This window comes from Shewanella sp. T24-MNA-CIBAN-0130, assembly GCF_040310185.1.
Taxonomy (GTDB): Bacteria; Pseudomonadota; Gammaproteobacteria; order Enterobacterales; family Shewanellaceae; genus Shewanella; species Shewanella psychromarinicola.
In genome coordinates this window covers 1-20836 of sequence record NZ_JBEOPP010000040.1, presented here as the reverse complement: position 1 = coordinate 20836, position 20836 = coordinate 1, and the positions used below count along the sequence as shown (strand labels likewise).

Sequence of the window (20836 nt, the reverse complement as noted above, 5' to 3'; positions counted from 1 at the left end):
TTACCATTGTTAACCCACTAAACTTGTTGTGATCACGGGGCTAATAGTCAATCCTGCGTTAGCCTCAATCCATACCATAGTACAGTGTAAATATGTCGCATTATTATCTATAACCTCATCTCTGGACAATCCTTAAGATAATAAACCGTTCTCAAATCGCTTTTTGTCCCGCGATCGAAGTGGCATTGACTTGCAACAACAGCGCTATTATCGCCTTTACTCGCAAAACAAAAGGCAAGGTTAATAAACCAGACAACACGCTAATTTATATCACTTTATCTTACTTATACCAGAATTGAAGTTAAGTACGATCAATAAAAGACTCTTAGGTATTCTGTTTCTGCGTTACATGGCAACTCTTGCGCCAACAAGCTTAAATTGAAAGACCAGGGGAAACGCTGAGTGATTACATATTTAATGAAATGGGTATAATATACCGACATTAAATTGAGGGAAAAAATGCCAAATATTTATCGTTTATCTATTGCTCACATTAATGACACTCATTCTAACTTCGAACCTAGTCCAGTCCATTTTAGCCTGACAGCCCAACAGCACACTTATAAACTAGAAGCCCATTCTGGTGGCTATGCGCGTTTAGGTTATCAAATAGAACAGGCAAGACAGCAAGCCGCGGCCCAGCAAACTCCATTTCTATTTTTACATGGCGGCGATAGCTTTCAAGGCACTTTATATTTTAGAGAGTTTAAAGGTGCAGCCAATGCCCATTTACTAAACCTGCTAAAGCCCGATGCTATGGTCATAGGTAATCATGAAATCGATGCGGGTAACAGCCCTGTTCAAGCGTTTTTAAATCGTATCGATTTTCCGATATTAGCCGGTAATATGGATTTAAGTCAGGAAGACCGCCAGAAAACAGGCCGACTTTATGGCCATCCAATGCTATACGACTTTGATGACTCAACTGAAACGGCCAAAGTATTAATTAAGCCGTTTTATGATACCAAGCTAGCGATAATTGGCATCACTCTTGATCAAATGCGCTTAATTGCCAGACCGGATCCTGATACCCACTTTGTCAATGCCATCGAGACCACGGAGCGAACAATACAACGCTTGCACCAACAAGGTATTCATCACATTATCGTCCTGAGCCATTTAGGCTTAGATCAAGATAGGGAACTGGCCGCAAAAGTTGATGGCATAAGCCTGATTGTAGGTGGTCACTCGCATACGCTCCAAGGCGAGCTGAGTGATATTGGCCTGAGTAATATCCCTTATGGCGAAACAATTAATTCAACGCCGATTTTACATGCCGGTAAATATGCTGAAACGGTTGGTTTAGCTGAAATATGTTTTGACCAACAAGGTAAGGTTGTCGAACTGTTGGGTAACAATTACTTTATGCTCGATAACAAGATTACCGTAACCACAAAACAAGGCACTGTTGCTGACAGTCATACTTCAGCGGCATTAATTGAACAACTTTTTAGTCACCCTTGTATTAAAGATGCCCAACATGATGAAGAGATCCACTCGGTCATTCACACCCAATATAGACCATCATTAGACGCAATAGAAAATCAAATTCTAACCCATATCCCGCGCGATTTTGTCCATACTCGCCTGCCCAGTAAACATTTTCCTCACGGCAGTGAAATTGCGCCTTGGGTCAGTAGAAGCATGTATAAAGCCGCAAAAAATATTGAACCGAATATTGATTTTGCCCTCCATAATGCTGGCGGTGTTAGACAGTCGTTGAATAAAGGCCAATTGTCATTAGCGGATGTAGTAGGACGGATTTTACCTTTTGAGTTACCCCTGACCTTGTACCAAATCCAAGGGAAATATGTCATTGAAGCGCTTGAGTCTTCAATTAACTCGGCAACCAATAATGGTATTATGGGTACTGGCGCAGGTAGTTTTCCTTATCCTTACGGATTGCGTTACTTCTATGATGGTAAGCAAATTAAAGGGCAACGGATCACCCAAGTCGAAATTTACAAACAAGATCAATGGCAAACCCTTGATCCTAAAAAGCTGTATCTCGGGGTATCAAGTTCTTATACCGCTGCGGGTAAAGAAGGATATGAGGCATTGTTGCTGGCACATTGGCAACAATCGATAACGGATCAAACATTACCAGAAGCGTTTATCGATTTTGTCAGTCAATATGGACACCTCATTAACGGACTACTATTGGCCAATGTACATTATATTAGCCACCGCGATTAAACCAGCATGCCTAACAGCTGGGAGACCGCAATAATTCGTAGTAGATCACAGACCTCAGTGAACAGAGATGGTTAAATAGCATAAAGTTGAGCGAATCTCGTTATCCATTATCATCTGTAGATAAAAAATAGGAATACATACATGAAAGCTAAATTAATCGCATTTGCAGCAGCGGCCACCTTGGCTATAGGTGTATCTTCAGCATGGGCACAAGGCGCTTTACATCAAGCTGAAGTTCTCGACACCATGAATGGCGGTGGTTATACCTATGTTCAGTTAAAAGAAGCTGACAAAACATACTGGGCAGCAGGTCCGCAAACTGAAGTAAGCAAAGGTGACAAGGTCGAAGTGTCAGAGCAAATGTGGATGAGTGACTTTAAAAGCTCAAGCCTCAACAGAACATTTGATAAAATCATGTTTGTTGGTGATATTAATAAAAAATAGTACGTTTTATTGCTAAAACCTTACATAATTGACCAATCTTATCGATTGGTCTTTTTTATGCAAAATTCATTTCCTCATCCTTATCAAATCGTGGATTTTTCTGCGTCAAATGCAACTCAAATCAGTCAATTGTACCATTGTGCCGTGCAAGGTATTATTCATCCAAGATACCCAAAATTAAAACTCAATGCATGGTCCTCAGCACCCCGTTCCGCTAAATTTTGGCAACTAAGATACAAACGAAATAAAGCATGGTTAGCGCTTGATAACCAGCACGTTATTGGCTTTATTAGTGTGGAAACACACTTTAAATATCAAGGTTACATAGACTGCTTATATGTGCACCCCAACTACCAACACCAAGGCATCGCCAGCGCCTTATACAGTCACTTACAGCATTGGGCAATACAGCAACAATATTCCAACCTCAGTGTTGATGCATCATGCTTATCTAAGCCCTTGTTTGAAACCATGGGCTTTATCTTGCAACACACAAGCTATCAGCAAAAACGCGGTCAAACCTTTACCGGCTTTTACATGAAAAAACCTATTCTAAAAGCCTAGGTGCTAGGACGCTTCGCGGCTAGATCCTATAACAGCGGTAGAACTAGAGCTAGAACGATAACTGCACGCCATTGCGTGGCCTCAAAAAGGGCGCTAACGAGCGAACGCTTTGACCGCTTTATTTAGCAGCGTAGCGATCTAGCAGGACGCAGTCCGCCCTAGCCTCTAGGCTGTTACGCTTGTTATCGCTCTTCCCTGCTTTATTTAGCAGCGTAGCGATCTAGCAGGACGCAGTCCGCCCTAGCCTCTAGGCTGTTATCGCTTGTCATCGCTTGTTACCCGCTTCAACGCTTTAACAGCGGTTGTAGCATTTCTTCCAATCCATTGAGTTTCACTTCATACATTAATGCGAGTTGCTCACCGAGCTTGCCCTCTGGAAAACCTTTAGAATGAAACCAGACCAAATACGGTTCAGGTAAATGCAATAATTTACGTCCAGCATATTTACCAAATGGCATGGTTTGATTAATCGCTTCTAACAATTGCTGCTCATTCATCACTATGGCTCCAGGCCTTTGATTATCAATAAGGTTATTGTATTACCCATCACATTAACTATTTTATCAGCTCAGAGTCATTTTCAAAACTGCTTTAGGCTACGCCAAATCAACAGATAATGGATCTGTTTGCTATAGCGGGCCGTAAAGGCACCAGCAACGGAATAGCATAACTGACGGATGTCGAGTTAATGGCCATTCATGTCAAATCAGCACCAAGTTCACTTCAAAAACAAGCTCAAGTGACAATATCGAGCATTAATAAAGCGACTAATAAAGCCACTGCTAAAGTAAATGCTAAAGTTAAATACCCTATTTGACCTCAATTCTGGTTAATAAACGCTTATCAAACAGCCCTTAGCTTAAAAATAACCCATTTAGCTGCATCATCAAGTTATATCAATTAGCTATATTAAAATCATCCTATAGTCATTTAATGTATATAAATTGGTTATCTCGTTGCTGCCAATATTAAAACGGTGTCAGCACACTGGATTGTTAACCGTATTTAACTGGCGTAAGTCATTATTAAATTTAACCTTTAAGTAACATTGACGCATGTAAACTAGCGCCGTCAATTTTCTGTCTAAACACTCAACACAGTCAAATAACCGCCCAGATGACATTAATAAAAAACTGTCAAAAATCAACTAATTGACTAAACCCGCATCCATAATTACAGTGAGTTATCAATTACATTTAACGATGTAAGTTAATTTATATTGGGAGGGCAACGTCCATGATCATATTAGTTGGTGGTGAAAAAGGCGGCAGTGGTAAAAGCTGTCTTGCGCAAAATATTGCGGTATTCCTGACCAAAGAGGCGAATGCAAGCGTGATTATGGTCGACTGTGATCCACAACGAACCACATCAGACTGGATCCAAGCCCGTAACAATAATCCTAAATTACCTGCTATTAACTGCGTGCAACTCTATGGAAAAATTCGTAATGACTTACTCAGCTTAGAGCAACATTACGACTACGTTATTGTCGATTGCGGTGGCCAAGATAATTTAGCCCTTAGAGCAACCATGTCAGTGGCATCCCATGTGTTAATGCCATTACGCCCCAAACGACGCGACTTAAAAACCGTCAGTCATTTAGACGATATCGTCGCCACTTGTTTGATGATTAACCCAAAAATGAAAGCGTCATTCGTGATCACGCAGTGCCCAAGTTTACCTAATCAGGCAAGCAGAATTATAGAAGCAAAAGATGTTTGTCGTACCTACGACATTAACGTGTTAGATGCGGTTAACTACAGTCGTAATATTTACGACGATAGTGAAGAATCGGGATTATCTGTATTTGAATTAGAGCCAAAAGGTAAAGCGGCATTAGAAATGCGCAGTATTGCCTGCGAATTACTCGAAATTACCGATGCAAAACAACTCATCGAACAGCGCAATACTGCATCAAATGTGACCACATTGAGAGGAAATTATGGGACTAGCCGATCTCAAGAAAAACGCTTCGTTATGTAAAAATACCACTAACATTGCGGTATCGATTGATGACTTTATTGCGGCAGCCGATTTATATGCTGCGGGTCAAGACCGTCCTCAACATGATGCAAAGCAAACAATTACGACAACCAATGCCGATAACCAGAGCAATATAATCGATTTTCTACAGCGTAAATATCCACAGTATCTTGAACCAATGGTGTCTGCGAATAAAAGCAAAAAACAGCCTTACAAACACTGTACATTTACCTTAAGTGAAACGGCAATAAATGAACTAACATTACTGAGCCAACAAGGAGTCATAGCAAAATCAAAACTCATCAGGCAATTGATTTCACAACATTTCAGTCTATCACCACAACAACAAAAAATGTTAGAGGCTAATTTTTCAGACCAGTAATACATCTTAAATACACCTAATAATTGCAAATAAGTACTCTTTTCTCCCCACCCTTTTGCTGGCAACAAATATGAGGTTAATATTTGTTAGTCAGTGCTTTTTTTTAAAGTTTAATGCCTTCATTCCAACCAAAAAGTTAATAGCCGACACCCTGATCACTATTTAGTTTTCACTAAAGCTTGAATTTGTTCAATCGCTACCCCATTAATTATTAATACTCACAGTATGAAAAAATGAGCAATGCACTCATCGGCAAGCTCCAGTAATCAATAATGATGGGTTCGAGACAATAATTTAACTCCCCTTCGACCACCAGGACATGTCTATGATCGCGATTATAATATTGCTCGTTATATCAATGATAGCCGTGGGGTGGATCGTCAGTAGTCAATGGCGTATCAACCGTCAACGTAATATCGTCACCCGTCAGCCATTTCCCACACGATGGCGTAACATATTGAAAACCCGCTTTCCATACTTTAAAGCCATGCCGACGGATTTGCAGCTTCAGCTCAAAAAACATATTCAAATCTTTATCGATGAAAAACAATTTGTGGGTTGTAACGGATTCGAAATTAATGACGAAGTAAAAGTCACCATCGCAGCCCAAGCCTGTTTATTATTACTCAACCGTAAAACCGACTATTACCCTAAACTGAAGCAAATTTTAGTCTACCCAAGTGCATTTATTGTTGAGCAAAACCGAACTGGCCTCGGGGGAGTACAATCGACCCAACGTAATGTCTTGCTAGGTGAATCATGGGAGTATGGTAAAGTTGTTTTATCATGGAACAGCACTGTAGAAGGCGCGGCAGATCCATTTGATGGCAGTAATGTGGTCATACACGAATTTGCTCATCAACTTGATCAAGAAGATGGCAGCGCCAATGGCGCTCCTCCACTGCGAGATATCACTTCATATCGCTCATGGTCAACAACACTGGGGCAAGAGTTTCAGCAACTTCAGTATTGCGCTCAGCATCATATCCCGTCATTATTCAATTATTATGGCGCGACCAATCCGGCGGAGTTTTTTGCGGTGATCAGTGAAACTTTTTTCGAACGACCTGTAGAGTTTTATCAACAACATCAACAATTGTATAAAGAATTGAGCCAATTTTATCAGCTAGATCCCATAAATTGGCACTAGAATACTAATAGTAAAAACATCATAATAATTCACAATATGAAAAGGGATACTATGCAATCAATTATCCACCGACTCGGTTTTATTGCCGTGTTAATGACCACAGTGACGGCTTTTGACTTACACGCAACGCAGGCGGAAGAATTAACCACAGAACAAAGTCAAACCGAGCCGAAAAATGAACACGTGAGTCAACAAGTGAGCTCCGAAAGCGAAGCTGTGATTAAAGACATCAATCAAAAAAACGAGTTAATTGACAGCCAAGGTTTATCTGCAAAAGACAGCCAAGCTGTTAGTGGCTTATTAAATCAATTACATGAAAGTGCTGCTGCAGCAGACTGGAGTACTTATTTTAGTCTTTATCACCCACAAGCCGTGTTTATTGGCACCGATGCATCAGAGCGTTGGAATATGGTTGAATTTGAGCGCTATGCTAAACCCACTCAAGGTTGGCACTACGATGTAAAATCGCGTCACTTGTTACAAATTGACGATACGATTGTATTTGACGAACAGCTCTACAGCCCAGCTTATGGCGTCAGCCGTGGTACTGGCGCGTTAGTACAAACAGTTGATGGTTGGAAAATTGCTCAGTATCATTTGAGTTTCCCAATCCCAAACGACAAAGCTAAACGTATTACCAGCTTAATTATGCAATAAGGATTTAAGGATATGGTGGCCATTGTCGATTATCATGACCACCATAAAACTGAATACCTAATACCTAATACCTAATATCTAAAGCTTAGCTTTTAAGATTGTCGGTAATTGCACAACATTCAGCATTCAAGAATCAATAATCCTTCTATGTCATTGACACCCTAAAACACACATTCGCTAGTTCACTAAAGTGTGTAAAACTGTCGAAATCTTCTTGCTCAAAATGACGTTCAGAACCCTGCCTATCGGCATAGAATAACCCTAACACTTTATGACCTACACAGAGTGGCGCTAATAAAAAACCATGTTGAGAAAAACGTTCAACTAGCACATCATCAACTTGTACTTTGCATTCATTACTGGTTGGTGTATTTACCCAAAAGCTCTTTTTTTGCCCCACACATTGAGTGAAAACCGATGTTGGATCATCAAGTTCAATCACAAAGGCTTGTTTTAATAACTCTGCACCATCACCCATCATCACTCTGGGTTGTAATAATTTACGGCTCGGTGATAGTAACAACACGCCACAACGATCCAAGCCAACACCGGTTAGCATCCCTTCTAATGTGGTGTGCATTATTTGATTAAAATCAGTTTTCTCCACCGCATAATGAGTGAGTTGCCTCAATTTGCTTAATTGATAACCTTGGTTGGTTTGTCGTATCTCTGTGGGCTCAATCGGAGAATCGGCTTTTTCTAATACGTCGCCAGTATTAGGTAAATAAGACACTATGGCTTTGGCACCATATTCAATGGCTAACTTATGGGTGATGTCACTGCAATCAATGAATCGTTGTGTAAACTCATCCACACTGATGTCTAACATGTCTGCGGCTTGGGATAAGCGCTTATGTAATTCTTCAGCATTAACGTTAGGCTGAGAAACAATTTCTGATAACTTATTCGCTAAAAATATACAACGGATCTCAGGCATGCGCTCATCAGGTTGTGCTAAAGACTTAATCAATACTTCACCTAAACCCCAACTTCTGGCAATACTTTGGGTAAGCTGAGGAAATGAGGTGCCAAGTTCAGCTCGGATCAGTGATTTTTGCTCAATGTTATCCTCAATGGTTAATAATTTTTTATCCAGTTGCTCGGTCTGCTCACCACCCATACTCCAAAAAGCACTTTCACCTATCCGATATAACAAAGAGGCAATAAACACTTCTTCACGCAACGACTCGCCCTTGTCGCTCATCATCATTCGAGCCAACATCGCCGCTTGAAATGACTGCGCCATCAGCTTTAATAAACGCTGGTAAACACCTTCTGAAAGGTGTTTATTTTCTAATAAGCTGGTCAGTAATTTAGCGGTAAGACAGATATTGCGAATAGTATCAAAACCTAGCACCACAGCCGCGCGGCTAACCGTTGAGACTTGACTAATGCCTTTGTTGTATATGGCGCTGTTAGCCACTCGTAAAATACGTGACGTTAATGCGTTATCGTGCATCACACTTCGACCTAATAAAGATAACGAAGACACATCGTCTTTTGCCAGCCTTTCTAAATCAAGCACGGTTGAACATAATGCAGGCATTTCTTGATCACTGATCCGTTTAGTCCAGTAATCAGCCCCTTTTTGCGGAGTCATAGGTTTCAAAAAAACAGCCTAAATGTAACAAATATTATTTTCAGTATACTCAATTTCATCACAGTGTCTTGTAGATATTGTTACTCGCTCAAGCTAGCTCACGTATCAACGCAAAAACAACACTTTCGGCATCCTCAATCATACTGACTGGCAAGTTAACAAAATTGACTCTAGCACACTGAATAAACGACAATTTATATTGTGATTAATCACTTTATTTAGGCTCTGCTTATCTTTTTGCTTAGGAGTGGTCTGAGGTGCAACCCACCAATGCCATATTAAGGTCAATCCGTGGGATTTTTGGATAAATGAGTAGGTAAAAAAAAACGGCTCGCAAGAGCCGCAATCACAAATAATGTGGTTAAAAAAGCTTACCGGGAGGAAGTACCCAAACAATCAGGATCAACAACTAAGCATATACTTATAATCCATCATACTTGGATAAAAATCCCGTACGACCTGTAGGTGAGCCGCACGGGGTTACAACAGTCACAAAGTGACTAAGCTTGTAAAATGGTCAGGCAACTATCTTAGAACTGTTCTTCTTCAGTAGAGCCCGTTAGTGCAGTTACTGAAGACTTACCGCCTTGGATACATGTTGTTACTTGATCGAAGTAACCAGTACCCACTTCTTGCTGATGCGACACGAAAGTGTAACCTTTCTTAGCTGCAGCAAATTCAAGTTCTTGTACTTTTTCAACATAATGCTTCATGCCTTCGCCACGTGCATAGTCATAGGCTAAATCGAACATGTTGTACCACATGTTATGAATGCCTGCTAACGTGATGAACTGGTACTTGTAGCCCATGTTTGATAACTCTTGCTGGAATTTAGCAATTGTTACATCATCCAAGTTCTTCTTCCAGTTGAACGAAGGAGAACAGTTATAAGCAAGTAGTTGATCTGGGTACTGTGCATGAATGGCATCAGCAAACTTCTTCGCTTCTTCAAGACAAGGTTTAGCGGTTTCACACCAAATTAAGTCAGCATAAGGTGCGTAGGCAAGACCACGAGAAATCGCTTGGTCTAAGCCAGCTTTAACGCGGTAGAAACCTTCGTTAGTTCGCTCGCCTGTCACAAAGTCACGGTCATATTCATCACAATCTGAAGTCATTAAATCGGCAGCATTAGCATCAGTACGTGCAATAACTAACGTATCTACACCGCTCACATCTGCAGCTAAACGGGCAGCAACAAGCTTTTGTACTGCTTCTTGGGTTGGCACTAGAACTTTACCGCCCATGTGACCACACTTTTTAACAGACGCGAGTTGGTCTTCAAAGTGAACCCCAGCAGCACCAGCATCAATCATCGACTTCATTAGTTCGAAAGCATTTAGTACGCCACCAAAACCCGCTTCTGCATCTGCAATAATAGGTAGGAAATAGTCAGTGTAATTGTCATCACCAGGATTGACTTCTTTGCCCCATTGAATTTGGTCAGCGCGGCGGAATGAGTTATTAATACGGCTTACTACTGCTGGTACAGAGTTAGCTGGGTATAGTGATTGGTCAGGATACATAGTGCCCGCTAAGTTAGCGTCCGCAGCAACCTGCCAGCCTGATAAATAAATCGCTTCAATACCCGCTTTTGCTTGTTGTACAGCTTGACCACCTGTAAGTGCACCAAGAGAGTTAACGTAGCCTTTCTTAGCGCCGCCATTAACCAGAGCCCACAATCTTGCGGCACCCAGTTTCGCAATCGTATTTTCTGGCACGACAGAGCCACGTAATGCGACGACTTCTTCAGCGGTAAAAGGACGCTTAACCGATTTCCAACGTGGATTTTCAGCCCAATCTTTCTTAATAGCATCAACCTGTTGCTGACGAGTTAGTTGTGTAGTCATAATGTCGCTCCTTCCTGTGTAATGGGTCGGCAAAGTGAATTTTTCGACTTTGCCTAATTCAGTAGTGTTGTAATTAATATTCTGATAACTGGCGTATTAAGCCGTTAGCAGTTCATATCCTGGTAATGTTAAGAAATCGACTAGCTCATCTGAAGTGGTAATTTGCTCGAACAGCCCTGCTGCTACAGTGAACTTGCCAGCATTAAAACGTTCAGCACCGAGCTCTTTCTTCACGTTGGCCATTTCTTCTTTCAACATGTCTTTAAATAATGTTTTGGTGACTAATTTGCCATTTGATAAGCTCTTGCCGTGTTGGATCCACTGCCAAATTGAAGTGCGCGATATCTCTGCTGTAGCAGCATCTTCCATCAAACCGTAAATCGGTACGCAACCATTACCCTGGATCCATGCTTCGATGTACTGCAAAGCAATGCGGATGTTCAAACGCATTCCCGCTTCCGTCTTCTCTCCATCGCAAGGCTCAAGTAATTCGCTGGCTAAAATCGGCGCATCCACATCACGGGTAATATGCAATTGATTGGTTCTATCGCCACCAATATAATCATTAAAAATTTTCATTGCGGTGTCGGCTAAACCTGGATGAGCAACCCAAGTACCATCGTGACCATTTCGGGCTTCTAACTCTTTATCGCCACGTACTTTTTGCAATACGAGTTCGTTAGTCGCTTCATCTTTGGCTGGAATAAACGCCGCCATACCACCCATCGCTAATGCGCCGCGTTTATGGCAGGTTTTAATCAGTAAGCGTGAATAGGCGCTTAAAAACTTAGTGTCCATGGTCACGGCTTGACGGTCTGGTAACACACGATCAGGGTATTTCTTTAATGTCTTAATATAGCTAAAGATATAGTCCCAACGACCACAATTAAGCGCGACAATGTTCGAACGAAGCTCATAAAGGATCTCCTCCATTTCAAACACCGCAGGTAAAGTCTCAATTAAACACGTACATTTAATCGTGCCAGGCTGTAAGCAAAAACGCTCTTCCACAAAGGCAAAGACTTTCGCCCACCAACGCGCTTCCAGATGGCTTTCTAGCTTAGGAATATAAAAGTAAGGTCCTGAGTTGTTAGCTAACAGTTGGCGATAGTTATGATAAAAGTACATTGCGAAATCAACTAAACCACCAGGAATAGGTTTACCTTTGTATTCAATGTGTTTTTCAATAAGATGCAAACCACGTACACGTGCAATTAATACTGCTGGGTCTGGATTAAGCGAATAATGCTTACCTGTTTCTGGGGCGGTAAAATCAATATCACCACGTACGGCATCACGAAGGTTAATTTGACCTTCTACAATCTTTAGCCAGCTTGGTGCTAAGGAGTCCTCAAAGTCAGCCATAAACACTTTTACATTGGCGTTCATCGCGTTGATGATCATTTTACGGTCAACGGGACCAGTAATTTCAACACGTCGGTCAGTTAGATCTTCAGGCATGCCGCGAATAGTCCAATCACCATCACGTATCGCACGAGTTTCAGGTAAAAAGTCTGGCAACTCACCGCCATCAATACGGGCTTGTTTATGTTGACGTTTACTTAACAACTCAGGTACTTCATCAACAAACTTTGCGCATAACGAATCAAGGAAAGTCACGGCGCCAGAGTTAAAGACCTCGTCTTGGCCGTTGACAGTGGGACCAATAAACGTGAGATCGGTTTTAAGCGAATCATCAGCATTTGCTGTGGACTTACTGTGTTGAGCTACCAATTGTTCTGCCGTCATATTTGGCTCCCTAAGTGCTATCAGTGTTGATAGTGCTATATGTGTTGATGTTGGTTGTCATGCTTCATTACTTAAACAGGCTAGTTATTGCTATCACTCACATTGAATCGTAAAGCTAAGCACCACTATCACGGCTTACGCTTAAATGTTTCAAATCAAGTTCAATAAAGAGTATGCAAATAATAGTTAACTGAAGCTGATGGTTAACCTGAAAGTTAATAATACAAACGTTCAAATGTTTGTTTCGTACTAAAAACTAACCAAAAACGTTTGTAATTGCAACAGTTAATACTTTACCAAACTGCCTTAAACACAGTGTCGACGATCACGCAAATTGGTAATACCAAAGAATTAAAACCAATTAAGCTAATGATTAATATTAACTTTAATAATTAGAGCTTATACTTTAAATGAGTGGGTATAAATTCATCTTACCAATTGACCAGCAAACTGAAATAGTATAAAAGCTTGTAATTTAATTACCTGATGTAAATATAAATTTACATAACTTTAGTCTACATTGTTGAATTAAACAATTTGATAACGTTTTTAACTTACCTATACGTAACTGCATTTTATTGTTTAAAAACAGGATACTAAACTAAAGCAGTCAACTCAAAAATTTAAACAACCGTTTTAAATTTACGTTCACGTAAACGTTATAAAAAAAGACATTAGGACGTTTAAAAGTGTGAGTTACGTCACCCGATCAACAAGATCAAGCAGATTGGTCTGTTTTAAATAAAATTAAATTTTTTTTTTAAAAAATGAAAAAAGTTCACGAATGGGGCAATAGAGAACCAAAATGGTGCAGTCGAAAGTATTAAACAGCGGTGATCGCAACGCTACGCTCACTGCATGGCAGTTATCGACTTATCGATAATTCATCAACCATTTCTAGCGTGAACAGAGTCATGCTTATACGCTACGTGGCGGGAAAAATTGAGAAAGCGTTGAGAAAGAGCTAACAAAGAGAGTCATAAGGTGGGCGGTTAATGTTTGCTACAAGGGGGCTTGATAGGATTTTGCTTTAAGCAACTTGGGGCAGAGACTTTACCCTCTTAACCACAACAGCTGGGGGCCGATTTTAGCCGCAATGACATGGGGTGCTATCATAAGCCTGATTCGATTATTGTCAGCTTGTCTGATGACGGCGGTTTCATGGTGTCGTTGTAACATACCGCACAATTTCGACCGTTATGTTTGGCCTTATAAAGGGCTAAATCGGCACGGTGAATTAATGGATCAAGGCTTAAATCATTTTTATCGACACTGCTAATGCCACAACTGATGGTAACCGTAAAATCGTGGCCAGAGAAACGAGTGTTAATATTGGCAACTTCACTGCGGATCTGTTCGGCTAAATCAGCAGCTATATTTTCAGTCTGCTTGGGCATAAAGATAGCAAACTCTTCCCCGCCCATTCGAGTAAAAATATGAGTAGAGTTCAACATATCACCAATCACATGAGTCACCTTTTTTAATACCCAGTCACCGGTGGCATGGCCATATTGATCATTAATATTTTTAAATAAGTCCAAATCCATCAACATAACTGAGAATGACTCGCCAAGCGTTTGAGCTTGAATGAATTCATTTTCCGCCATCTCTTGTCCTGTACGGCGGTTAAAAATCCCCGTTAATCCATCTCGCTGCGCTTGTTTCATAAATTGATTACGTTGCAACCAAGCAGATACCAATAACAATAATAAACCAACAGAAAGACCCACAAGTAACGTTGAGATCATGATGGAGGAGCTTTTTTCCTTCATGACTAAATCTTTTTGTTTTATCAGTAACTCGTGATCTTGGATCAAACTGGTATTCTCACGATTTTTTTCAACGCTATCAAAGCGGGCCATTTGATAAGCATTTTCTTTTACTTTCTGTTCATCAAGCAATTGCTTAGCCAGTGCAGAAGCGACAACTTGATATTGGTACGCTTTATCAAAGTGACCACGTTTACCTGCAATCAAAGAAAGGACTTCATTAACACGCTTTTTTACTTGCATGTTACTGGGTTTATTAGGTAAAGCATTGACTAATTGGGCAAACATTTTAGCTTGTTGGTAATCGCCTGAATGAAAATAAATAACGCTTAAATAAGACTGTATTTCATTTATTTCAACTTTAAATTTAAACTTTTGGTAGCGTTCTAAAGCCACTAGGTACAAACTTTCGGCTGCCGCATATTGTCCTTTATCAAACAGCACATTGCCTTGCCCCTTAATAGACATAATCTCAATTAAAGGAAGGCCATGATCTTTACAATACACTCGGGTGTCTTTGAATAATGTTTCAGCTTGATCAAAGTGCTGTAATTTTAAATGCGCTACAGAAAGGAGTAGCATTGAAAAACATTGATTTCGTGGATCTGCACCCTGGTTTAAACTCAGTGCTAATTGTGAAATTCGTAGCATTTCGTCATAAGCACCGAGTTGTAAGTACACGTTCGACAAGCGATTATAAGACTTTATTTTTATGCTGTTATCTTGATAATTTTCGATACGAGAAAAATTTTCCTCTAAGAGAGAAAAAGCTCGTTGATAGTTTCGCTGCGCTATATTTACGGTAATTTTAAATAAATAAATATTTGTCAGAACTTCCCCTTTTGGGTTAAACGTTAACGCTTTATCTAATGCCTTATCCGCTTCAACAAAATCGCCCAAATAAATATACTTTGCACTTAATAACCCATACAAACGACTGTGTTGTTGAGCCCTTAACAATGACTCAGAAGATAATGCAGCATCAATTTGTTCAATGGCTTGATTAATATCAGTCTGCAATGACTTTTCAATAGCATCTAAGCCTTTATCATAATCAATGCTAGCGGCAATCGCCGTACAGCTCAAAAACGATACAAAGATTATAAATATGTAGGGTAATTTTTTTAACAAAATAACTACTCTGTTGGATTTAGCACAATCAAATACATCGCCATTTCTTTGTCGCCGGACAACTGGCTGATGCGCGTTTTGTCGCCAGACTTTACCGCTTCAATCTCTTCTTCTGTTAATCCATTTGATTTCATTACGCCGCGAGGATCACGCTTATATGCTTCTAATAGCGCAGCATTAGTCCCCAGTTTAGTAAAAAATGTACTTATGTTCGACATGTTATTGCTCTCTATTTTAAGAATTTATTATAGTTTTTTATTGTTAATTCATAATCATAATGACATAACAGGTTGCAACTCAACACCTAAAGAGCATGCTACTGATTTAGCTAGCGTTCATAAGCTGGAGTGTACTTTACACTCCAGTGGAATTAACAACAAACGGTGCTAGTTGTTACCCTTACATTAGCTGACAATTTCAATGAGCCATATTCTAAATGTGCCGATTAACATTGGCAAAAGGGTATTCCATCATTGCTGCATCCATATCCAGCTTTATAAAAAAATCGTCATGTTAACCATAATAACTCTCTTATTGTATCGTATAATCTTTTAATTTTAACAGTCACTTACCCCATATCTAATGCTGTTATGCCTAATTTAGCCAACATTTCATGGTTAAGAGTGATTTGGCTCGCAGGAGGGATCAATAATGTGCTAATCGTCGTTAACCTAGCCTCTGGCAATGCCGACAGCGATATACGCTCTATCACTGGTGATTGAAATGGCAAATTTGCTGCTTCATATATAATCACTTGATGGTTAAGCGGATACCACTGAGATAAATGTTCAACCAAAACCTGCAATCTCGCTTCAGTGGTACTAAATTGAGTCAAGGTGTGTTCGCCAGCAAGGGCTATCTGCCAAAGTAACAGGTGCGTGGTAGGATCAGGGACATGGTGATAAAGCATGAATTGAGTAGCCTCAAAGCTTTGGTGACCACTATTGCCAGGATCGATGCCTAAATCGGCCCACAAACACGCTTCGGCTGAAATCCCCGGTAACATGCTCGCGTCGTAACCTTCAGCACGGGCTTGTTTAATGGATAAATGCGCCACACAAGCAAACACCCCTGGGTGCCCATATAATGCGCACACAACTAATTTCCCTAGGCGCACTTCATCTAAAACGGCATTGATCATTTCAGCATAAGTATCACGGCGATTTTTTATCTCATCGTGTTGAGCATAGTAAACTTGTAGTGAACGCACATCAGCATTAAGCGACATCAGCCACCGTTCAGAAAAACCATCGGGCACTAACGAAAACACCACATCAGCATGTTCAATATAACTCAAACTTAATAAGCCTATTTGCCCAGCAAGCTGTAACCCGGTTCCAACACAAATAAGCTTACCTTGGTTTGCACTAGCTAATGTTGTTACCTGCGATGGATGAATAGTCATGGTGGTTTCTTATTATTGTAATCACTACAACTTATATAAAATATAAATTATCAGTGACTTATACATAAATAGCATTTGATATCGACAAATATTAGCTCGAGCGTTTTAAATCGAACAATTTAACAACATCTTACCAACATTTCTGCTGTAACGATAAATAAAAATGAAAATTTACTATAAATTTATTTCTCCGAAAAATGGAACTTAGCGCGCTAAATTGACTCAAAGCCACAACATCTTCTAATAGCCCCTTGTCAGCATAGGGACAGCTTGGGTATGATGACCGACAGAATTTAGGAAGTAGCGCAGACAATGATAAACAAAAAACAAAGTCTTACCCTTGTAAGCGCAGTAGCGCTTTCATTATCTCTTAGCGGATGCAGTGTGTTTGATTGGTTGATTTATAAACCAGACGTGCCGCAAGGCAACTACATGGAAACACAGCAAGTCGATAAACTTCGTATCGACATGACTAAAGAGCAAACCGAATATATTTTAGGTCGCCCAGTATTGCGCGACAGCTTCTCCGATGACACTTGGTATTATGTGTATCATTTCAAAAGTGGTCGAGATGCTAGCATTACCCATAAAGAATTGATTATTCACTTTAATGGCGACAAAGTTTCCAGTGTTGTGGGTGATTATGACCTCAGTAACGATTTTAATACCCCGCTTGGGCAAAGCTCATTACCCTCGGTCAACCAGCCTGATCTTAAGCCTTTATTACCTGAAGTTCGCCCAGATGCGAAACCTTTGGTTGAAGAGCAACGTCCGACGTTAAAAAATCAAGCTAAAACCGATAATGAAGCGTTATAAGTCAAATGCCACCATGTGATTTAAGCAAAAAAAAGCAGGACCTCTATTGAGGAGCCTGCTTTTTTTTTGCTATATAGCTCATCTCTTAGCCCGAGTTGAGATTGATTAACCTTAGTTCGGCATAAGGGCGGTTTGATAACCGTTTAGTATCCTAAGCGAAGGTTAGTTGACTTTGGCACCGGTAATTTTATTAATACGACCTTCATCTTTGGCCTTTTCGGCGCGCTTACGACGCACATCTTTAGGATCTGCAATTAACGGGCGATAAATTTCGACACGCTGCCCAGGAACGAGCACTTCATCATGTTTAGCCTGACGGCTAAATACCCCAAGCTTAACCTCTTCAAGGTTAATATCAGGAAAAAATAGCACCATATCACTTTGCTTAACGGCTTCAATAAATGTGGTTCCTGGCGACACCATAATCGGAATAATTTTCTGTTGTTTTGGCAATGCATAAATAACATCTACCGAGAATTTTTCTGTTGCATTAATCACGATAAATCACCTTTGCCCTGTCGGTAAATGCCATCACCATCGACGACATTAAATCCTTAAATACCTTACCAAACGCCATATCAACAAGCACACTAGAAAATTCGAAGTCTAAATCGAATTCAACTTTACAGGCATCTTCAGTCAGCTCGGTAAATGTCCACAAGCCATGCATATACTTAAACGGGCCATTTTCCAATTCAAGTGAAATCGATTTGGCGCGAACAACTTGATTGCGCGTGGTAAATGTTTTACTGATCCCCGCTTTACTGACATCAACCGAAGCCACCATGGTTTTACCATCAAACTCAAGCACCTTCCCCCCAACACATCCGGGTAGAAAAGCATGATACGATTCAACATCATTGACTAAATCATACATCTGTAAGGCACTAAATCTAACCAGTACATTCTTGGAAATCTTGGGCATCTGACATCACTATCCTTAATACAATAGCCCGATTTTATCACGTTAAACAAAAAAGGCATCTTTGAGAGTGTTAAATCACGTTGGAAATAACACAATCACTAAGAAACTGGGTATAATCGTTGAAAGATCAAAAATCTCCCCCATATCTATTAGTTAATAGATTAACTTAATAGAGTTTATCAAATGGGCTCACTGCGGGTTGTCCAGCACCATCCTTCAGGTCAATAACGGCAATCAGACGGTAATAACTATGGTAAAAAAGAAATCAGCAAAAAATTCCTCAGCGAGCATCGCACGTAATAAACGCGCGACCTTTGAATACCGCATCGAAGAAAAGGTCGAAGCGGGATTACAACTTATGGGCTGGGAAGTTAAGTCCATTCGTATGGGGAAAGTCAACTTATCTGATTGTTATGTATATATTAAAGAGGGTGAAGCCTTTATGCATGGTTGTACTATTCAACCACTTAATACCGCTTCAACCCATGTAATATGTGATCCCATCAGAACAAAAAAACTGCTATTAAAGCGCAAAGAAATTGACAAACTTGCCGGCCTAATTGAACGTCAAGGCTACACCTTAGTGCCATTATCAATGTACTGGCGTAAAGGCGCTTGGGTAAAAGTAGAAATAGGTTTAGGTAAAGGTAAAAAAGATCACGATAAACGTGAAGACACCAAAGAACGCGAATGGAAAATTGAAAAAGCGCGTGTCATGAAAAAAGACAAAGAGAACGCTTAATCTCATCAATAGACCTTTGAAGTGAATAACACTGATAAGTCTTTAACTAACAGAGCTCTATTACGAAGTTGAGCCTATTACGAACAGATAGTGAACAAACGATTATATTTTGTTAATGGACGCTAGGTATTCATCTAACAACACGCTATAGTTAACTCAATTGGGGGCGATTCTGGATTCGACAGGATTCACGAAACCCAAGGAGCATGTCGAGGGGCGGTTGGCCTCGTAAAAAGCCGCACCGTTATAGTTGCAAACGACTCTAACTACTCTCTAGCAGCTTAGGCTAGCTAGCCATCAACCACACGTTTCGCACGTGGACAGTGGATTCTGATGGTCATATTACAGTGTGCTAGCGAGGGAACTCCGTCCGGGGGTGAACCGCGAAACAGTACCGGACTCACCAAGTAGCATCCTGTCTTTCGGAGACTGCTTGGTTAAATAAAAGAGAGACTAAACATGTAGTGCCGAGGATGTAGGCTTTCTGGACGCGGGTTCAAGTCCCGCCGCCTCCACCAATTTATAGAAGGGCTTAGCAGCAATGCTAAGCCCTTTTTGTTTGTCTATTTTTGGGTGGCAACATTTTATACTTCGATTAACTGGTCGTAATCATTCAATTTAAAAAATAACATCAACGTCGTGGCGCTTCGCCCACACCAGACCAAGAGGAAATCAACGGCTATTCCCTCTTGGAACTCCCAGCCGCCCCGCAACATTTTCAAACAGCGAAAAGGTCGCCATGGGGTCAGATCCAGCTTTTAACCTCATTTGAATCTTGCCTCGGTCTTATTCGAAAATGCTAACGCTTCCGATAGGCCATCCTTGGCCAACGAAAGCTAGCCTGACGTCCTGTCAGGCTCACGCTATTTTCTTCAACGTCCTCAAGTTCAGAGTTGAATTTGTCCCTTTTAAAGTCAGTATATCTGACACGTTTATGCCCCAAAATGTGTTAGTAGCCGATTTTAAATGTCACTAATTTATTCAATAAATCCTGCTACAGACATACTCCCTACAAGCTGTAAATGTACAGTTATAATTATTCCCTAAGAATTGGCCACTATTAGCGATGCAAAAATCAGCTCAAATGGCATCGATAAATTAGCGTGTAAAAATATAACATCTATATTTCAACAACTTAATTTTCCATGTGTAGTAGCAATAGACCCTATAAATATTCTTGTCCAATTTTGCGGAATGACTAACCTGGAATTCTTAGATGATGATGATGGATTAGTCTATTTACATCAATAGGTTACATTGATATATTTAATGAAAGTGAAGTAGATATTTATTCAAGACGCTGGATGATAGCCTGTTAACTTCGTGAGGAGACAATAAAATCAAAGTTTTAAATATTATTTTATCTTTAGTCATTTTTAGCGCTGTTGTTGAAGCTGACTGTAATGGTCTAATGAAACTGTAGAGATTTATAGCTTAAAATAAGCAAAATCTTAAAGGTATTTATTATGATTAGAA

The 20836-nt window shown here is 40.3% G+C and carries 18 protein-coding genes and 1 other RNA gene; 10 read left to right on the top strand and 9 right to left on the bottom strand.

Annotated features, from left to right (window positions below):
• Positions 1–459: 459 nt before the first annotated feature.
• From AAEZ02_RS15210 to AAEZ02_RS15200, 3 genes are all read left to right on the top strand, one after another.
• A complete protein-coding gene (locus tag AAEZ02_RS15210) occupies positions 460–2196 on the top strand; it encodes a bifunctional metallophosphatase/5'-nucleotidase (protein WP_351088394.1) in 1737 nt (578 codons plus the stop codon).
• Positions 2197–2337: 141 nt separating this feature from the next.
• Entirely contained in the window at positions 2338–2640 is a 303-nt protein-coding gene (locus AAEZ02_RS15205) for an NrfJ (RefSeq protein ID WP_101032405.1), read from the top strand.
• A 57-nt stretch (positions 2641–2697) separates the two neighbouring features.
• On the top strand, positions 2698–3204 hold the full coding sequence (locus AAEZ02_RS15200; RefSeq protein WP_124011994.1) for a GNAT family N-acetyltransferase: 507 nt from the start codon (positions 2698–2700) through the stop codon (positions 3202–3204).
• Positions 3205–3488: 284 nt separating this feature from the next.
• On the opposite strand, the gene AAEZ02_RS15195 is transcribed toward AAEZ02_RS15200, so the two are convergent.
• Positions 3489–3701, bottom strand: a complete 213-nt coding sequence (locus AAEZ02_RS15195; protein ID WP_101032407.1) for a DUF3820 family protein — start codon at positions 3699–3701, stop codon at positions 3489–3491.
• A 739-nt stretch (positions 3702–4440) separates the two neighbouring features.
• On the opposite strand from AAEZ02_RS15195, the gene AAEZ02_RS15190 reads away from it, so the two are divergent.
• The 4 genes from AAEZ02_RS15190 to AAEZ02_RS15175 all read left to right on the top strand — a co-directional run bounded on the left by AAEZ02_RS15190 (position 4441) and on the right by AAEZ02_RS15175 (position 7376).
• On the top strand, positions 4441–5187 hold the full coding sequence (locus AAEZ02_RS15190; protein WP_124011995.1) for an AAA family ATPase: 747 nt from the start codon (positions 4441–4443) through the stop codon (positions 5185–5187).
• On the top strand, positions 5147–5569 hold the full coding sequence (locus AAEZ02_RS15185) for a hypothetical protein (protein WP_101032409.1): 423 nt from the start codon (positions 5147–5149) through the stop codon (positions 5567–5569). The genes AAEZ02_RS15190 and AAEZ02_RS15185 overlap by 41 nt, the downstream gene beginning before the upstream one ends.
• 325 nt (positions 5570–5894) lie before the next feature.
• Positions 5895–6719, top strand: a complete 825-nt coding sequence (locus AAEZ02_RS15180) for a M90 family metallopeptidase (protein ID WP_101032410.1) — start codon at positions 5895–5897, stop codon at positions 6717–6719.
• A gap of 51 nt (positions 6720–6770) precedes the next feature.
• Positions 6771–7376 carry a nuclear transport factor 2 family protein gene (locus AAEZ02_RS15175; protein ID WP_351075355.1) on the top strand — a complete coding sequence of 202 codons (606 nt, stop codon included), beginning with the start codon at positions 6771–6773 and terminating at the stop codon, positions 7374–7376.
• 145 nt (positions 7377–7521) lie between these two features.
• Here the strand turns inward: AAEZ02_RS15175 and AAEZ02_RS15170 are convergent, their stop codons facing one another.
• From AAEZ02_RS15170 to AAEZ02_RS15145, 6 genes are all read right to left on the bottom strand, one after another.
• Entirely contained in the window at positions 7522–8985 is a 1464-nt protein-coding gene (locus tag AAEZ02_RS15170) for an HDOD domain-containing protein (RefSeq protein ID WP_502959317.1), read from the bottom strand.
• Between the two features lie 521 nt (positions 8986–9506).
• Positions 9507–10823 (bottom strand): isocitrate lyase, encoded by a 1317-nt coding sequence (gene aceA, locus AAEZ02_RS15165; RefSeq protein ID WP_124011997.1) that lies wholly within the window; start codon positions 10821–10823, stop codon positions 9507–9509.
• A gap of 96 nt (positions 10824–10919) precedes the next feature.
• On the bottom strand, positions 10920–12572 hold the full coding sequence (aceB, locus tag AAEZ02_RS15160; protein WP_351075357.1) for a malate synthase A: 1653 nt from the start codon (positions 12570–12572) through the stop codon (positions 10920–10922).
• Between the two features lie 1112 nt (positions 12573–13684).
• Complete coding sequence (locus AAEZ02_RS15155; protein ID WP_351123854.1) at positions 13685–15427, bottom strand: tetratricopeptide repeat-containing diguanylate cyclase; 1743 nt, start codon at positions 15425–15427, stop codon at positions 13685–13687.
• A 50-nt stretch (positions 15428–15477) separates the two neighbouring features.
• Positions 15478–15690: a hypothetical protein gene (locus AAEZ02_RS15150; protein WP_351123851.1), complete on the bottom strand. Its 213-nt coding sequence runs from the start codon at positions 15688–15690 to the stop codon at positions 15478–15480.
• A 350-nt stretch (positions 15691–16040) separates the two neighbouring features.
• Entirely contained in the window at positions 16041–16877 is an 837-nt protein-coding gene (locus AAEZ02_RS15145; protein WP_124012000.1) for an SAM-dependent methyltransferase, read from the bottom strand.
• A gap of 312 nt (positions 16878–17189) precedes the next feature.
• Here AAEZ02_RS15145 and AAEZ02_RS15140 point away from each other — a divergent pair, with 312 nt between their 5' ends.
• Complete coding sequence (locus AAEZ02_RS15140; protein WP_101032417.1) at positions 17190–17693, top strand: outer membrane protein assembly factor BamE; 504 nt, start codon at positions 17190–17192, stop codon at positions 17691–17693.
• A 162-nt stretch (positions 17694–17855) separates the two neighbouring features.
• Here AAEZ02_RS15140 and AAEZ02_RS15135 read toward each other — a convergent pair whose 3' ends face one another.
• Positions 17856–18191: an RnfH family protein gene (locus AAEZ02_RS15135; RefSeq protein ID WP_101032418.1), complete on the bottom strand. Its 336-nt coding sequence runs from the start codon at positions 18189–18191 to the stop codon at positions 17856–17858.
• On the bottom strand, positions 18184–18618 hold the full coding sequence (locus tag AAEZ02_RS15130; protein WP_101032419.1) for an SRPBCC family protein: 435 nt from the start codon (positions 18616–18618) through the stop codon (positions 18184–18186). Before AAEZ02_RS15130 ends, AAEZ02_RS15135 begins: the two co-directional genes overlap by 8 nt.
• 250 nt (positions 18619–18868) lie before the next feature.
• Here AAEZ02_RS15130 and smpB point away from each other — a divergent pair, with 250 nt between their 5' ends.
• On the top strand, positions 18869–19360 hold the full coding sequence (gene smpB / locus AAEZ02_RS15125) for an SsrA-binding protein SmpB (protein ID WP_101032420.1): 492 nt from the start codon (positions 18869–18871) through the stop codon (positions 19358–19360).
• Between the two features lie 162 nt (positions 19361–19522).
• Positions 19523–19878: a transfer-messenger RNA gene (ssrA, locus tag AAEZ02_RS15120) on the top strand.
• Positions 19879–20836 lie beyond the last annotated feature (958 nt).

Excerpts from the sequence above, each read along its gene's own strand:
- AAEZ02_RS15210 (WP_351088394.1), top strand. The coding sequence starts at position 460 with ATGCCAAATATTTATCGTTTATCTATTGCTCACATTAATGACACTCAT.
- AAEZ02_RS15205 (WP_101032405.1), top strand. The coding sequence starts at position 2,338 with ATGAAAGCTAAATTAATCGCATTTGCAGCAGCGGCCACCTTGGCTATA.
- AAEZ02_RS15200 (WP_124011994.1), top strand. The coding sequence starts at position 2,698 with ATGCAAAATTCATTTCCTCATCCTTATCAAATCGTGGATTTTTCTGCG.
- AAEZ02_RS15195 (WP_101032407.1), bottom strand. The coding sequence starts at position 3,701 with ATGAATGAGCAGCAATTGTTAGAAGCGATTAATCAAACCATGCCATTT.
- AAEZ02_RS15190 (WP_124011995.1), top strand. The coding sequence starts at position 4,441 with ATGATCATATTAGTTGGTGGTGAAAAAGGCGGCAGTGGTAAAAGCTGT.
- AAEZ02_RS15185 (WP_101032409.1), top strand. The coding sequence starts at position 5,147 with ATGGGACTAGCCGATCTCAAGAAAAACGCTTCGTTATGTAAAAATACC.
- AAEZ02_RS15180 (WP_101032410.1), top strand. The coding sequence starts at position 5,895 with ATGATCGCGATTATAATATTGCTCGTTATATCAATGATAGCCGTGGGG.
- AAEZ02_RS15175 (WP_351075355.1), top strand. The coding sequence starts at position 6,771 with ATGCAATCAATTATCCACCGACTCGGTTTTATTGCCGTGTTAATGACC.
- aceA (WP_124011997.1), bottom strand. The coding sequence starts at position 10,823 with ATGACTACACAACTAACTCGTCAGCAACAGGTTGATGCTATTAAGAAA.
- aceB (WP_351075357.1), bottom strand. The coding sequence starts at position 12,572 with ATGACGGCAGAACAATTGGTAGCTCAACACAGTAAGTCCACAGCAAAT.
- AAEZ02_RS15150 (WP_351123851.1), bottom strand. The coding sequence starts at position 15,690 with ATGTCGAACATAAGTACATTTTTTACTAAACTGGGGACTAATGCTGCG.
- AAEZ02_RS15145 (WP_124012000.1), bottom strand. The coding sequence starts at position 16,877 with ATGACTATTCATCCATCGCAGGTAACAACATTAGCTAGTGCAAACCAA.
- AAEZ02_RS15140 (WP_101032417.1), top strand. The coding sequence starts at position 17,190 with ATGATAAACAAAAAACAAAGTCTTACCCTTGTAAGCGCAGTAGCGCTT.
- AAEZ02_RS15130 (WP_101032419.1), bottom strand. The coding sequence starts at position 18,618 with ATGCCCAAGATTTCCAAGAATGTACTGGTTAGATTTAGTGCCTTACAG.
- smpB (WP_101032420.1), top strand. The coding sequence starts at position 18,869 with ATGGTAAAAAAGAAATCAGCAAAAAATTCCTCAGCGAGCATCGCACGT.